Below are 14920 nucleotides of genomic sequence, written 5' to 3'. Positions count from 1 at the left end.
AAGGAGATAGTAATGCGTGCACTGTATGATTCAAAAAGCAAAACGATCGACGATCGAGGAATGAAATCTCTGCTCGCGCAGCCAGCGCGGGTACAGTCATGGCTCGATGTTGAAGCCGCCCTGGCTCAGGCTCAGGCCGGACACGGCATGATCCCCGCCAGCGCCGCAGTCAATATTACCGCTAACTGCCACGTGGATAAGATTGACCTGACGGAAATGGAACGCCTGCTGCGCGAGATTGGTCACGGCTTCGTTCCGGTCATCAAAGTGCTGGTCAAAGCCTGTGACAGTGAAAGCGGAAAATACGTGCATTACGGCGTCACCACGCAGAATATTCAGCAAACAGCACAGCTTTATCTGGCAAAGCAGTTCGATACCATCATGCAGGGTTTTGTGGACGATATTCTGCGTAACCTGGCAAAGATGGCATCTGACCATAAAGCAACGATTATGGCCGGACGTACCCACGGTAAGCACGCGCTACCCATAACCTGGGGCTATAAAGCCGCCGTGTGGATTGATGAGTTACTGAGCGCCCAGCAGCGCATGCGGGAAGCGGAAAAACGCGTCTTTACCGTGATGATGGGGGGAGCCGTGGGCGCCTTCCACGCAACCGGTGAAACCGGCCGCCGGGTTCAGGATAGCGTTGCCCAAAAGCTGGGAATGCATTCAATGGCGATTCCCTCCCGCAACTCGCGCATTTACCGCACTGAATACATCAGTAATTTGTGCCTGCTGGCGACGACGTTACACAAAATAGCCGAAGAGGTTTATCAGACCTCAAGCGAAGAGTTTGCCGAAGTTTCAGAAGCCTTCACTAAAGGCACCGTTGGCAGCAGCACCATGCCGCAAAAAGTGAATCCTAAACTGGCGAAGGGGATCATCGCCAACGCGCAGAAATTGTACTCAGTAATGACCTCCTGCCTGTATGTCAGCCCACGTCCCTTCGAAGCAGACAGCTCCGCTTACTTTATCTTTGACGGTAATATTCAGGAGAGTATGGAGTTAATGGCTGAGATTGTGATGCGAGCCGAAGAGTTGACGCGAACGCTGGTCATCAATCCTGGTCGTATGCGCCAGAATGTGCAGTTAACGCATGGTCTTATTAATAGCGAAAAAATCATGATGCAGCTGGTGGAAAGGCTGGGCAAAGATGCCGCACATGAACGCGTCTACCAACTGGCAATGCGCAGCACGCATGAAGGCATCCCCTACGCTGATGTGCTGCGTGATGACCCTCTTATTCGCCAGCACTTTAGCGACTCAGAAATTAATACGCTGCTGGATCCTGCTCACTACATCGGCCTTTGCGCAGAAATCGCCGAGGAAACGGCCGCTCGCGTATGGGAGAAAGACAATGGCTGATCCCCTGCTTTCTCTGGCAAGTGAACGCATTGTCACCCCGAATGGAATCGAAAGCGGCTATCTGCATATTGAAAGCGGACGTATTTCTGGCCTCGACAGTACACCGCGAGGAAAAATCGTCGATTATCGCGATGCCATGCTGATGCCCGGTTTTGTGGATATTCACGTTCACGGCTGGGGGAGAGGGTCGTTTGCCTGGAGAGGTGAACGCCGTTCTTTGCAGGCGATGAGCCGGGATCTGGTTAACGCCGGGGTTACCGCGTGGCTTGCAACATCAGCCACCCAGTCGGAAACGTTCTTGCTGGAGAGTCTTTCCACCGCCGCAGACTGGATTGCAGACGCAAAAGCGGAAGATGGTGCCGAAGCGGTGGGTATTCATATGGAAGGCCCCTTTATTAACCCTGCATACAGCGGAATGCAGAGCAAGGACGCGATTCAACCACCCGGTATCGAAGGATTCAAACGCTATCAGCACGCCGCGAGGGGAAATATCCGTCTGATGACGCTCGCACCTGAACTGCCGGGCGCCCTGGCGCTAATCCGCTATTTACGCCAGTCTGGCGTCACCGTGTCAGCCGGTCATACCGACGCCACCTTTGATGAAACCACTCTCGCTATTGAAGCCGGTTTAACCCACTTTACCCATGCCTTTAGCGCCATGCGCGGGCTGCATCACCGAGAGCCTGGCGTGGTGGGGGCGCTGATGTACCATCAGAATACGTATGCCGAAGTGGCAAAGCAGAGCGGGATTACGTTGCGACCAGAAGTGTTCGACATTCTTTATCGGTTGAAAAAAGATCGCCGGTTGGTCATGGTCAGCGATTGTCTGGGATATGTGGATTTTCCCGAAGGATCAGAATTCCACCATTACCTGCGCCAGGAGAAGTTTCGTATTCACAATCATTGTCTTGAAATCACCGACCACAGCGGAAAGACCCGAACGGTTTCACCCACGGAGTGGTCCGAAGTGTGCAAACTGGAGATGAGCTTTCTGGACTCCGTGAAAAATGTGGTCGACAGGCTGGAAAACGGCTGGGTTTCAGCCGCGCAGATTGCCTGCCTTAATCCGGCAATCCTGGCTGGTGTTGACGCGAGAAAAGGCAGCCTGACGTCAGGAAAAGATGCCGATATTCTCGTGTTGGGTGCAGAGTTAAACCTGGAAGCCGTCTGGTGTCGCGGCGTTTCGCAACCTCTGGCTAAATAAAAATATCACTGTAATGCGTATCAAGAAAAATTTTTAACGCCTCCTGGCTCATTCCCTGAACCTGCTGAATAAAGTCCTCAGCAGGTATTTTTTTGCGCGCGGAGGGAAGTCCATTTTCGCGTAATAACAGGAGATCGTCCTGCGTGAGCCAGAAATTCACTTTGACATAATCCAGCCCGGCGTAGCGGAGATGACTCGATATCTTGTTTGTAAAGGTAATCAGCAGGTCGAATTCGAGCTGCTGAAGCCGCGCAATCTCATTGATGTTGATGCAGGCGGGGATTTCAATATGGAAGCGGGAGAAAAGCATCTCTTTAAAATAGCCGACCTTACTCTCTGACGAGTTCGTCACAATAATGACCCGCTTTTTCTTATCGCCAACAACCCGATTTTTGAGCGCATACTTTTTGATAATCAGCACCAGGGTTGCCAGGTGAATAGCAGAAAAGGTCGTTTGCCAGTGATGTTCAATCTCTTTCACCGCATACTGGACATGTTCCCATAGCTCAGGATAGCGTCGCTGGACATCATGGAGCTTTTTATCATCGAACCAGAGATGAAATTTATTCTGGATGATGGCGGCATAGATAAAATTATAAATCTCCGCAAACCAGGCGTGCTGATTGTGAATGGTGTTTTCCAGACATCCGGCTAAAGCGTGACAGGTGCGCTTAACGTAAGAGACCAGCCGGGCGTCGTATAATGTGAAGGGGCGATGAGTAAAAGTCAGTGAAGCAATCAGCAGATCCAGACAGATATTTTCATCCGCATCAGGCAATACGCCATAAGGAAAGGTGGTCAAAAACTTAGCCGCCGAACTCTCCGTAATTCTGTGTCCCCTGCGGATACGGTGCAGGGCAAGGCTAAGATAGACCAGTAAGTATTTTCTGCCGTTATATCCCAGGGCGATGACCGGACTGATTTTATCTTCGTAATAGTCTGCCGCATGGTTTATCTCTGCAGCACACTCATGAAGAAACTGTTCGGCAATTGAACGGCCTGTCGGCTCATTGGCCTGGTGGGCGATAAGTCGGTGATCCTCACCAATTTCGACCGTTTTTAGTATCGTCATGCACGCCGCCAGCCGCAGCTGGAACTCATCCCCCGCAAGCCGGGAGCCCTTACGCGGGATACTTTGCACAATCAGATCGCGTTCCTGCACCAGGCTCATCATGACGGGATTATCATTTTTTACCGTTCCCGCACTGACATAAAATTTTTTGTAATAATCATTTTTATTCACCACATCGTGCAAACAGAGCGCCACAAAGAGATCCTTCACCCTCTCTTCTGCCGTAGTGATATAGCGATTAAACTGGACGCGCGCTAAAAACTGTCGGTATTCGCTGTAGCCAATCCGGGTGGTAATAAACTGATTATCCTGATGTAGCTGGACATTTTCTGGCAGAAGTTCATTGAGCTCTTTCATTGTCCGTTTTAGCGTGGAGAGCGTTTTACCGAAACGCTCGACGGCCTCTTCAACGGGGAGCGGACTGTTGTCCTGGAGATATTTCAGGAAAGAGAGATCAAAATGATTCATGAACGCCTGCCAGTTAATTATGCAGGGCACATAATAGAGGAAAACCTCAATTAAAACCGTGACCCGTCGCGAGTCACGGTTGATTATAGCCCCATCGCCGTGCCTGCCAGTAGCCAGAGATTGAGCGCCACGACCAGTATCACAATGACCCAGCCAATCTGTTTAACGCAACGACGATTGACCAGATCCCCCATCAGCTTACTGTCGCTGGTGAAGATCAGCAGCGGCACCAGCGCCAGCGCGATACCAAAACTGAGCAACACCTGACTCATCACCAGAATACGGGTCGGATCCAATCCCATCAGAATCACAATAAATGATGGCATCATGGTGACGGTACGGCGTACCCATAGCGGAATGTGAAAACGGATAAACCCTTGCATCACCACCTGCCCCGCCAGCGTACCGACCACGGTAGAAGAGAGTCCCGCAGCCACCAGGCTTAAACCAAACACCGTCGCTGCAGCGTGACTCAACAACGGTTCAAGGGTCAGATACGCCTGATCGAGATCGGCAATACCGGTATGCCCGCTAAAATGAAATGCGGCGGCAGCCGTCGCCATCATCGCCAGATTGACAAATCCGGCAATCGTCATGGCGATAGCCACATCCCATTTAGTGGCCGCATAGCGCTGTTGGCGTGTTCCGCCGTGCAAATGCTGAGTTAAGGAAGAGTGCAGATAAATGACGTGCGGCATGATAGTCGCACCGAGCACCCCAGCGGCCAGGAACACCGCTTCGGAATTAGGCAGGCTTGGGATCACCATTCCCTTACTAAGCTGCGCGAAGTTCGGTTGGGAAAAAACCAGCTCCACAATGTAAGCCGCGGCCACAAACAGCAGCAGGCCGCCAATCACCTTTTCCAGCGGTTTTTGACCGCGACGCTGCAGCATCAGAATTAAGAACGTCGCGATACCGGTGAGTACGGCCCCTTGCAATAAGGAAACGCCGAGGATCAGTTTGAAGCCAATCGCAGCGCCAATAAATTCAGCAAGGTCTGTTGCCATAGCGATAATTTCTGCCTGCACCCAGTAGAACCACACCACCGGGCGAGGATAATGATCGCGAATTTGCTCCGCCAGGTTTTTCCCCGTAGCAATGCCGAGTTTTGCCGACAGCACCTGAATCAGCATCGCCATCAGGTTTGCCCAGACCACCACCCACAGCAATTGATAACCAAAGCTGGCCCCTGCCTGGATATTGGTGGCGAAGTTACCCGGATCGATATAACCGATCGCCGCGATGAACGCAGGTCCCATTAATGCGAGCTTCAACTTGCGCGCTGCCCGCCCACTGCTACTCTCAACGCGATCGTTAGTCATTTTAATGCCTCAGAAACATAGCCTTTGCTATATTTCAAGCTACGCCTACTGAGAATGATTATCAAATTCATTTTAATGGGTGACGTTGATTTCTCTGATAGCGTTTGTCTATGGATCGATAAGGATTCTGGAAATACCGGCGAGATGTTTAATTATTGTTATGAGAATAGCACAATGACATAACTTTTCACTTCCATACTAAACATAACGGAAGTGTATCACCGATCACTAATTTTGAATCTCGTCACAGGTCCTTATTATAGTGTGTGTTTGATCTCGTTTTCTTTATGGTTGTTACATAGAATGTGCACGAAAACTAAACCTGCCTCATATTTGGAGCAAATATGGACCGCGTTCTTCATTTTGTCCTGGCCCTTGCCGTGGTTGCGGTACTCGCACTGCTGGTAAGCAGTGACCGTAAAAAAATCCGCATTCGTTATGTTATTCAATTGCTTGTTATCGAAGTGTTACTGGCATGGTTCTTCCTGAACTCTGATGTCGGTCTGGGCTTCGTGAGAGGCTTCTCCGAGATGTTTGAGAAACTGCTCGGGTTTGCTAATGAAGGGACTAACTTTGTCTTCGGTAGCATGAACGATAAAGGCCTGGCATTCTTCTTCCTGAAAGTGCTTTGCCCGATCGTCTTCATCTCCGCCCTGATCGGTATTTTGCAGCATATCCGCGTACTGCCGGTAATCATCCGCGCGATTGGTTTCCTGTTATCCAAAGTAAACGGTATGGGCAAACTGGAATCCTTCAACGCCGTCAGCTCTCTGATCCTGGGTCAGTCTGAGAACTTTATCGCCTATAAAGATATTCTCGGCAAAATGTCTCGCAACCGTATGTACACCATGGCAGCAACGGCGATGTCGACCGTTTCCATGTCTATCGTCGGCGCGTACATGACCATGCTTGAGCCGAAATACGTGGTTGCGGCGCTGGTTCTGAACATGTTCAGCACCTTTATCGTGCTGTCGCTGATCAACCCTTACCGCGTTGATGCCAGCGAAGAAAATATCCAGATGTCTAACCTGCACGAAGGCCAGAGTTTCTTCGAAATGCTGGGTGAATACATTCTGGCTGGTTTCAAAGTGGCAATTATCGTTGCGGCGATGCTGATTGGTTTCATCGCGCTGATCGCTGCCCTGAACGCCCTGTTCGCCACCGTGACCGGTTGGTTTGGCTACAGCATCTCCTTCCAGGGCATCCTGGGTTACATCTTCTACCCGGTTGCATGGGTAATGGGTGTGCCGTCCAGCGAAGCGCTGCAGGTGGGCAGTATCATGGCGACTAAACTGGTTTCCAACGAGTTCGTTGCGATGATGGATCTGCAGAAAATCGCCGCTACGCTCTCCCCGCGCGCAGAAGGCATCCTGTCCGTGTTCCTGGTTTCCTTCGCTAACTTCTCTTCCATCGGTATTATCGCCGGTGCGATTAAAGGCCTGAACGAAGAGCAAGGTAACGTGGTTTCTCGCTTTGGTCTGAAGCTGGTGTACGGCTCTACGCTGGTGAGCGTACTGTCCGCATCTATCGCCGCACTGGTGCTGTAAGCGTAAGACAACGTCGCAGTAATAAGACCGGGGAGATTCATATTCTCCCCGGTTTTTTTATGCCTGCGATTCAGCAAACCGAAGAGATAAAGAATAAGAACTGGCAGGATGCAGAAACAAAAAACCCCCGCTTTTCAGCGAGGGTTTAAATTTTGGTGGAGCTAAGCGGGATCGAACCGCTGACCTCTTGCATGCCATGCAAGCGCTCTCCCAGCTGAGCTATAGCCCCACGATGCTTTTACGTACGTACCAAATTCATTGGGATTAAATTTGGTGGAGCTAAGCGGGATCGAACCGCTGACCTCTTGCATGCCATGCAAGCGCTCTCCCAGCTGAGCTATAGCCCCATTACGTAAAGCTTGTCGAGTTGACGGGCGGCATCATATGAATTCCCTTCGCGTGTGTCAACGGCAAAATTAACTCATAGAATTCAATCGCTGAAAAAGCAGTCAAATGAAGAACATTGCGTAACAACTCGCATTCAGTAGTTAAACGCGTCACGGTTTCTACTAAAATGGTGCTATAAAATGAACCACTAATTAACCCCACGACTATTCAGGGAATCGTTATGTTCAAGGAACGGATGACGCCAGAAGAACTTGCTAATCTGACCGGATACAGCCGACAGACCATCAATAAATGGGTGCGCAAAGAAGGTTGGGCGACATCACCAAAACCAGGCGTTCAGGGCGGTAAAGCCCGACTGGTTCACGTCACCGAACAAGTTCGTGAATACATTCGCAGCGCTGAGCGTTCAGCCGAAGGTTTATCAGATAACTTATCGTTATCCGGCGATACCTCTGTTGAAGCGCTGCTGATTAGGCTCGCCAAAGAAATGACACCGACAGAACAGAAAATGTTTACCTCACTGATCCTGCGTGAAGGCATTACGGGTTTATTACAGCGTTTAGGGATCCGCGAAAACAAATAATATGAAAAAATTACGCAGCAAAATGACGACCGAAGAGCTGGCGGAATGTCTCGGGGTTGCCAAACAAACCGTCAATCGTTGGATCAGAGAACAAAACTGGACTACCGAAAAGTTTCCCGGCGTTAAAGGTGGTCGTGCCAGACTGATTCATATTGACTCCAGCGTCCGCGCGTTTCTGCTCAATATTCCCGCTTTTCGCAAAGTTCCTGAAGTTTATCAGGCTGAAGAACCGCTGGCAGAATACACCCACGTAGTACGCAGCCACGCGTGTCGCCAGATAATTAGCGCACTGGACAACATGTCCCCAACGGAACAAGAAAAGCTGGCGATGTATATTTCGCGCGAAGGTATTCGCACTTTTCTTACTCGTTTGGGTATTGATGAGTCTGAATAACAGGCAAAAAAAACGGCAGGATACGCTCCTGCCGTTATTTCATCGGTCAATCAGTCTTATTGCTGGCTTTCACGCTCAGCAATAAACGCCAGCGCTTTATTAATACGCTCAATGCTGCGGGATTTACCAATCGCATGCACCGTAACGTCTAGCGCCGGGGACTGACCCGCGCCGGTAACGGCTACGCGCAGCGGCATCCCGACTTTACCCATACCAACTTCCAGCTCATCAGCCGTTGCCTGAATCGCATGGTGCACGTTTTCTGCCGTCCACTCGCTAATCGCAGCCAGCTTGTCACGAACCACTTCCAGCGGCTGACGCGCAACCGGACGCAGGTGTTTCTTCGCTGCATCAGCGTCGAACTCGGCAAAGTCTTCGTAGAAGTAGCGGCAGCTCTGCGCCATCTCTTTCAGCGTTTTGCAGCGCTCACCGAGCAGTTTAACCAGCTCTGACAGCTGCGGGCCTACGCGAGTATCGATATTTTCCTGCTCAATGTGCCACTGCAGATGGGTTGCTACATATTCCGGCGCCAGCGCATTAATATAGTGATGGTTCAGCCACTGCAGTTTTTCAGTGTTAAACGCACTCGCAGACTTGCTCACCGCACCGAGGGAGAACAGTTTGATCATCTCTTCACGGGTGAAAATTTCCTGATCGCCACTGGACCAACCCAGACGCACCAGATAGTTCAGCAGCGCTTCCGGCAGGTAACCGTCGTCGCGGTATTGCATAACGCTGACCGCACCGTGACGTTTGGAGAGTTTTTTACCATCGTCACCGTTGATCATTGAAACGTGTGCGTAAACTGGCACCGGCGCGTTCAGCGCTTTCAGGATATTGATCTGACGCGGAGTGTTGTTGATATGGTCTTCCCCACGAATAACGTGGGTGATTTCCATATCCCAGTCGTCGACAACAACGCAGAAGTTGTAGGTCGGGGAACCGTCGGTACGGCGAATGATCAAATCATCCAGCTCCTGGTTGCTGAATTCGATCGGCCCACGGATCTGGTCGTCAAAAATAACGGAACCGTCCTGCGGGTTGGCAAAACGTACCACGCAAGGTTCATCAGCAGCATGATGCTCGTGGCCGTGGCGGCATCGGCCGTCGTAACGCGGCTTCTCACCGTTCGCCATCTGCTCTTCGCGCAGCGCGTCCAGACGCTCTTTAGAGCAGTAGCATTTATATGCGGTGCCTGCTTCCAGCATTTCATCAATCACCGCATTGTAGCGATCAAAACGTTTGGTCTGGAAGTACGGGCCTTCATCCCATTCCAGATTCAGCCAGTTCATGCCATCCATAATGGCTTCAATAGCTTCCGGAGTGGAGCGTTCGAGATCGGTGTCTTCAATACGCAGCACAAACTCACCGCCATGGTTGCGTGCAAAAAGCCAGGAATAAAGAGCAGTACGCGCACCGCCGACGTGCAGGTAGCCTGTCGGGCTTGGCGCGAAGCGAGTTTTGATTTTCATGAAATGGCCTTACGTTTATAAAGATGCCGACAACCGGCAAATCCAGGGAAGATTATCAGGCTCGTATTCTATCACCGTGGTCTGATTCCTCAATGTTGTTCAGGTTGGAACATTACGCTTTGCCATTTTCGTATACAAATCATGCCGCACGGATTGTTTTGCGATCGTTTTGTTTAAATTTACGACGAACGAACAATTTCTTTAGAAAATGCGTTGACTCATTTTCAACTCTCCCTATAATGCGACTCCACACAGCGGGGGTGATTAGCTCAGCTGGGAGAGCACCTCCCTTACAAGGAGGGGGTCGGCGGTTCGAACCCGTCATCACCCACCAACTACTTTATGTAGTCTCCGCCGTGTAAAACAAGAAATTGAGAAGTGGGTGATTAGCTCAGCTGGGAGAGCACCTCCCTTACAAGGAGGGGGTCGGCGGTTCGATCCCGTCATCACCCACCACTTTCTCGCCAGCTGGATTTCTTGTTAAAATGTGAAGTACCGAAGTGGGTGATTAGCTCAGCTGGGAGAGCACCTCCCTTACAAGGAGGGGGTCGGCGGTTCGATCCCGTCATCACCCACCACTTCGGGTCGTTAGCTCAGTTGGTAGAGCAGTTGACTTTTAATCAATTGGTCGCAGGTTCGAATCCTGCACGACCCACCAATGTAAAAAGGCGCCCTAAAGGCGCCTTTTTGCTATCTGCAATTTATAAGATTCGAACCTGCAGCAGGTCGAGTCGGACGCAGTGAGACAACGGAGCCGTTTACGGCGACGGCCCGAAGGGCGAGCGAAGCGAGTCATCCTGCACGACCCACCAATGTAAAAAGGCGCCCTAAAGGCGCCTTTTTGCTATGCAGAGAAGAACCATTTCCCCTCTGATAACCATCAGCGTGAGCGTTATAACTGATACAACGGATCGCGGGCGCGGGCTGCGGTTAATTCACTGGCCTGCATACGCACCACATCCCACAGCGCCTGAGCAGCGGTTGATAAAGAGCGGTTTTTACGTCGGGCCAGCATCAGTTGCCGTTCAACAACCGGTGTCAGGCGCTTAACCTGCAAGTGACTGCCCTGCGGTAAGGGGAGCGCCAGCGCGGGCAGCACGCTGATGCCAATCCCCGCCTCAACCATCGGAAACAGCGTGGCGGGATGGCCTATCTCCTGAACGATATTGGCATCAATGGAAAAATGGGCCAGCGCAGCGTCGATCAGCGGTCGACTACCGGAAGCATAATCCTGTAGCACCAGGCGTTCGTGATACAAATCCTGCCAGTTCACCCACTCTCGTTGGGCTAACGGATGATCCTGGCGACACAGCAGCAGGAACGGTTCGGACAGCACGGCTTCACACTGCAAATCGGTGACTGCGCCGGGATCAATCACAATGCCAAAATCCACTTCTCCCTGGCGAATACTCTCCAGCACCCATTGCTGTGGCCGGTCGTGCAGCACAAAATCGATAGCCGGATAAAGCTGATTACTCTGGGCAATACACTGCGGAATAAGATGAGCAGAGATCGTCTGGCTGGCGGCAACCCGCACCGTGCCGGTTAACTGCGTACCTACCTGTCCGGCTTCGCGCAGCGTGCTGTGCAATTCATCCAGAATACGTTCCAGCCGCGCCGCCAACTGGTGTCCGGCCTCCGTCAGCACCACTTCCCGCGTCGTTCTGTCCAATAACCGCACACCTGTCTGCCCTTCCAGCTCTTTGACACTATGGCTGACCGCCGACTGGCTTAAGCCGATGATATCCCCCGCCCGGCTAAAGCTTTTGGCCTGAGCGACGGTGACAAAGATACGCAACTGACGCAAAGAGTAATTCATCTATTCGATTCATATATGGATGCAATAAATCAATTTTATTTCTCAAACGGAAAAAAGCAAAATGTTACTACCGAATTTCAGGAGTCTTTATGAAACTTTTTCGTATTCTTGATCCGTTCACGATAACACTGATTACCGTTGTTTTGCTGGCGTCCTTTTTCCCGGCCGAAGGTAGTTTTGTGCCTTTCTTTGAAGGCTTAACCACCGCCGCCATTGCCCTGCTGTTTTTTATGCACGGAGCGAAACTCTCGCGTGAAGCCATTATTGCCGGTGGTAGCCACTGGCGTTTGCATCTGTGGGTGATGTGCAGCACGTTTGTTGTCTTCCCGGTTCTGGGCGTTCTGTTCGCCTGGTGGGCGCCGGTCAACGTTGACTCGATGCTGTACACCGGTTTCCTGTACCTGTGTATTTTGCCTGCCACTGTGCAGTCAGCCATCGCTTTTACGTCGCTGGCGGGCGGTAACGTTGCCGCCGCCGTTTGTTCTGCTTCGGCCTCCAGTCTGCTGGGTATTTTTCTCTCGCCACTGCTGGTAGGGCTGGTGATGAATATGCACGGCGCAGAAGGCAGCCTGGAGCAGGTGGGAAAAATCATGTTGCAGCTGCTGCTGCCGTTCGTGCTGGGTCACCTTTCACGTCCGTGGATTGGAAACTGGGTTTCTCGACATAAAAAATGGATCGCGAAAACGGATCAATCCTCTATTTTGCTGGTGGTGTACTCCGCCTTCAGTGAAGCCGTCGTTAACGGGATCTGGCACAAAGTGGGGGTGGGTTCACTGCTGTTTATCGTGGTGGTCAGCATCATACTGCTGGCAATCGTGATTGGCATAAATGTCTTTGTTGCGCGCAAATGCGGCTTTAACAAAGCTGATGAAATCACCATTGTATTCTGCGGTTCGAAAAAGAGCTTGGCGAACGGGATCCCAATGGCAAATATTTTGTTCCCGACTTCGGTGATTGGGATGATGGTGCTGCCGTTGATGATCTTCCATCAAATACAGCTAATGGTGTGCGCCGTGCTGGCGCGTCGCTACAAGCAACAGACGGACGCATTGCAGGCGCAACAGAAAAGCCGCGCCGCGAAGGCTTAAAGAGGACGTTTCAGGGGCTGCACCAGTTGCGTCAGCCCCTCAGTTTTAATCAGCAGCGTGATTTGCATCAGCTCACCAAGCTTGCCCGGCGGGAATTCATCCTTACGGGCAAACCACAGCAGATACTCTTCCGGGACATCAATCAACCGACGCCCTTTATATTTGCCAAAGGGCATCACAGTATTAGCGATGTCAACCAGCTGCTCTTTTTCCATCTCAGGCACCCAGTAAGCGGATCATTTCAGCTTCATCGATCACGGCAATACCCAGTTCCTGTGCTTTTGCCAGTTTCGAACCCGCCGCTTCACCGGCAATCACCAGATCGGTTTTCTTCGACACGCTACCGGCCACTTTTGCACCTAACTCGGTCAGTCTCGCTTTGGCGTCATCGCGCGACATCAGGCTCAGGCTCCCGGTCAGCACCACCGTTTTACCTGCGAAGGGGCTGTCGATTTCTTCAGCGTTGATGACCACCGGCGCTGGCCAGTGGATCCCCTGCGCCAGCAGTTGAACAATTACCTCGCGGTTGCTCTCTTCGGCGAAGAAATTAAACACGTGCGTCGCCACCACAATGCCGACATCCGGCACTTTTTGCAGCTCTTCAATAGAAGCGGCTTCCAGCGCGTCGAGCGTGCCAAAATACGCCGCCAGACCTGCAGCCGTGGCTTCGCCGACTTCACGAATACCTAGCGCATAGAGGAAACGGGCAAACGTGGTTTCTTTCGCTTTTTCCAGCGCATTGACCACGTTTTGCGCCGACTTCGGCCCCATACGATCAAGCCCCGTCAGTTTACCGGCGGTCAGGGTGAAAAGATCCGCCGGCGTGTGGACATACTCTTTCTCGACCAGTTGATCGATAATTTTGTCGCCCATGCCGTCGACGTCGAGCGCGCGGCGGGAAACAAAGTGTTTCAGCGATTCCTTCCGCTGTGCCCCGCAGATTAAACCGCCGGTACAACGAGTAACCGCTTCGCCTTCCACACGTTCAACGTCAGAGTTACAAACCGGACAATGCGCTGGAAACACAATTTCGCGGGTATCTTCCGGGCGTTCAGAAAGCACGACGTTCACCACCTGCGGGATGACATCGCCCGCACGGCGAATGACGACTTTATCGCCAATACGCAACCCCAGACGCTCGATTTCATCAGCGTTATGCAGCGTTGCGTTACTGACCAGCACCCCGGCAACCTGGACCGGCTCAAGGCGGGCGACGGGCGTAATCGCCCCGGTACGTCCAACCTGAAACTCAACATCGCGTACGAAAGTCATCTGCTCCTGCGCCGGGAACTTAAAGGCCACAGCCCAGCGCGGCGCGCGGGCAACAAAGCCCAGTTGCTCCTGCAACGCCATAGAGTTGACTTTGATCACCACGCCATCGATATCAAATCCCAGCGTTGGTCGGTCTTCTTCAACCTTGTGATAGTAAGCAAGTACTTCCTCCGGGGAGTCGCAAAGCGCCACTCTGTCGCTTACCGGCAGGCCCCACTCTTTAAATTGCAGCAGGCGGCCCAGGTGGGTATCTGGCAGCACGCCGCCTTCCAACACACCAACGCCATAGCAGAAGAAAGTAAGCGGTCGCTTCGCTGTGATACGCGGATCAAGCTGGCGCAATGAACCGGCCGCCGCGTTACGCGGGTTAGCAAACACTTTGTTGCCAGTGCGGCGGGCCTCTTCGTTAATTTTTTCAAATCCGGCCTGCGGCAGGAACACTTCACCGCGCACTTCCAGACGTGAAGGGATGTTTTCGCCACGCAGTTTTAACGGGATTGCGCGAATGGTGCGCACGTTAGAGGTAATATCCTCACCCGTGGTGCCATCACCACGCGTTGCGGCGCTGACCAGCACACCGTTTTCATACAGGATACTGACTGCCAGGCCGTCCAGTTTCAGTTCACAGCACCAGGTCAGTTTATCGGTACTCTTTAGTCTGTCCTGCACGCGCTTGTTGAAAGCGAGAAAACTCTCTTCATCAAACACGTTATCCAGCGACAGCATCGGCACTTCATGGCGAATCTGGCTGAACGCGGTTAACGGCGCGGCGCCAACGCGTTGGGTTGGCGAGTCGGGGGTAACAAGGTCCGGATGCTGCGCTTCCAGCTCGCGCAGTTCGCGCATCAGGCGATCGTATTCCGCATCGGGAATTTCCGGCGCGTCCATCACATGGTAGAGATACTCATGATGGCGAAGCGTGGTTCGCAGTTCTGTCAGTTGTTGTTCGATTGATTCCATATCGCA

The 14920-nt window shown here is 52.0% G+C and carries 12 protein-coding genes and 6 tRNA genes; 10 read left to right on the top strand and 8 right to left on the bottom strand.

Annotated elements, in window-relative coordinates:
• Positions 1-12: 12 nt before the first annotated feature.
• Together HV243_RS07130 and HV243_RS07125 are read left to right on the top strand one after the other, a co-directional pair.
• The gene (locus tag HV243_RS07130; RefSeq protein WP_049281513.1) at positions 13-1365 is read left to right on the top strand and encodes an adenylosuccinate lyase family protein; all 1353 of its coding nucleotides are present in this window, start codon (positions 13-15) and stop codon (positions 1363-1365) included.
• On the top strand, positions 1358-2569 hold the full coding sequence (locus tag HV243_RS07125) for an amidohydrolase family protein (RefSeq protein WP_053389668.1): 1212 nt from the start codon (positions 1358-1360) through the stop codon (positions 2567-2569). Before HV243_RS07130 ends, HV243_RS07125 begins: the two co-directional genes overlap by 8 nt.
• On the opposite strand, the gene HV243_RS07120 is transcribed toward HV243_RS07125, so the two are convergent.
• Both HV243_RS07120 and HV243_RS07115 read right to left on the bottom strand, forming a co-directional pair.
• Positions 2562-4109, bottom strand: a complete 1548-nt coding sequence (locus HV243_RS07120; protein WP_053389669.1) for a hypothetical protein — start codon at positions 4107-4109, stop codon at positions 2562-2564. The genes HV243_RS07125 and HV243_RS07120 overlap by 8 nt on opposite strands.
• An 83-nt stretch (positions 4110-4192) precedes the next feature.
• Complete coding sequence (locus tag HV243_RS07115; RefSeq protein WP_016153911.1) at positions 4193-5431, bottom strand: Nramp family divalent metal transporter; 1239 nt, start codon at positions 5429-5431, stop codon at positions 4193-4195.
• A gap of 344 nt (positions 5432-5775) precedes the next feature.
• On the opposite strand from HV243_RS07115, the gene nupC reads away from it, so the two are divergent.
• Complete coding sequence (nupC, locus tag HV243_RS07110) at positions 5776-6978, top strand: nucleoside permease NupC (RefSeq protein WP_016153912.1); 1203 nt, start codon at positions 5776-5778, stop codon at positions 6976-6978.
• A 153-nt stretch (positions 6979-7131) separates the two neighbouring features.
• Here the strand turns inward: nupC and HV243_RS07105 are convergent.
• A tRNA-Ala gene (locus HV243_RS07105) sits at positions 7132-7207 on the bottom strand.
• 42 nt (positions 7208-7249) lie between these two features.
• Positions 7250-7325 (bottom strand) — tRNA-Ala (locus tag HV243_RS07100).
• Between the two features lie 221 nt (positions 7326-7546).
• Here HV243_RS07100 and HV243_RS07095 point away from each other — a divergent pair.
• Both HV243_RS07095 and HV243_RS07090 read left to right on the top strand, forming a co-directional pair.
• A complete protein-coding gene (locus HV243_RS07095; protein ID WP_016153913.1) occupies positions 7547-7909 on the top strand; it encodes a YfeC-like transcriptional regulator in 363 nt (120 codons plus the stop codon).
• A 1-nt stretch (position 7910) separates the two neighbouring features.
• Positions 7911-8303 carry a YfeC-like transcriptional regulator gene (locus HV243_RS07090; protein ID WP_016153914.1) on the top strand — a complete coding sequence of 131 codons (393 nt, stop codon included), beginning with the start codon at positions 7911-7913 and terminating at the stop codon, positions 8301-8303.
• 56 nt (positions 8304-8359) lie between these two features.
• Here the strand turns inward: HV243_RS07090 and gltX are convergent, their stop codons facing one another.
• Positions 8360-9775, bottom strand: coding sequence for a glutamate--tRNA ligase (gene gltX, locus HV243_RS07085; RefSeq protein ID WP_005130009.1), 1416 nt, complete (start codon positions 9773-9775; stop codon positions 8360-8362).
• Between the two features lie 258 nt (positions 9776-10033).
• Here gltX and HV243_RS07080 point away from each other — a divergent pair.
• From HV243_RS07080 to HV243_RS07065, 4 genes are all read left to right on the top strand, one after another.
• Positions 10034-10109 (top strand) — tRNA-Val (locus HV243_RS07080).
• A 46-nt stretch (positions 10110-10155) separates the two neighbouring features.
• Positions 10156-10231, top strand: a tRNA-Val gene (locus HV243_RS07075).
• A gap of 46 nt (positions 10232-10277) precedes the next feature.
• Positions 10278-10353, top strand: a tRNA-Val gene (locus tag HV243_RS07070).
• A 4-nt stretch (positions 10354-10357) separates the two neighbouring features.
• Positions 10358-10433: transfer RNA gene (locus tag HV243_RS07065), tRNA-Lys, on the top strand.
• Positions 10434-10667: 234 nt separating this feature from the next.
• Here the strand turns inward: HV243_RS07065 and HV243_RS07060 are convergent.
• Positions 10668-11594: a LysR family transcriptional regulator gene (locus HV243_RS07060; protein ID WP_016153919.1), complete on the bottom strand. Its 927-nt coding sequence runs from the start codon at positions 11592-11594 to the stop codon at positions 10668-10670.
• Between the two features lie 89 nt (positions 11595-11683).
• Here HV243_RS07060 and HV243_RS07055 point away from each other — a divergent pair, with 89 nt between their 5' ends.
• Positions 11684-12682, top strand: a complete 999-nt coding sequence (locus HV243_RS07055; RefSeq protein ID WP_053388611.1) for a bile acid:sodium symporter family protein — start codon at positions 11684-11686, stop codon at positions 12680-12682.
• Here the strand turns inward: HV243_RS07055 and HV243_RS07050 are convergent.
• Together HV243_RS07050 and ligA are read right to left on the bottom strand one after the other, a co-directional pair.
• On the bottom strand, positions 12679-12897 hold the full coding sequence (locus HV243_RS07050; RefSeq protein WP_016153921.1) for a DUF3820 family protein: 219 nt from the start codon (positions 12895-12897) through the stop codon (positions 12679-12681). The genes HV243_RS07055 and HV243_RS07050 overlap by 4 nt on opposite strands.
• A gap of 1 nt (position 12898) precedes the next feature.
• Positions 12899-14914, bottom strand: coding sequence for an NAD-dependent DNA ligase LigA (ligA, locus tag HV243_RS07045; protein WP_049282268.1), 2016 nt, complete (start codon positions 14912-14914; stop codon positions 12899-12901).
• Positions 14915-14920 lie beyond the last annotated feature (6 nt).

Source organism: Citrobacter sp. RHBSTW-00599 (genome assembly GCF_013784065.1).
GTDB classification, from domain to species: Bacteria; Pseudomonadota; Gammaproteobacteria; order Enterobacterales; family Enterobacteriaceae; genus Citrobacter; species Citrobacter braakii.
Note: the sequence above shows the minus strand (reverse complement) of the source record. Positions and strands in the feature narration are given on the sequence as shown.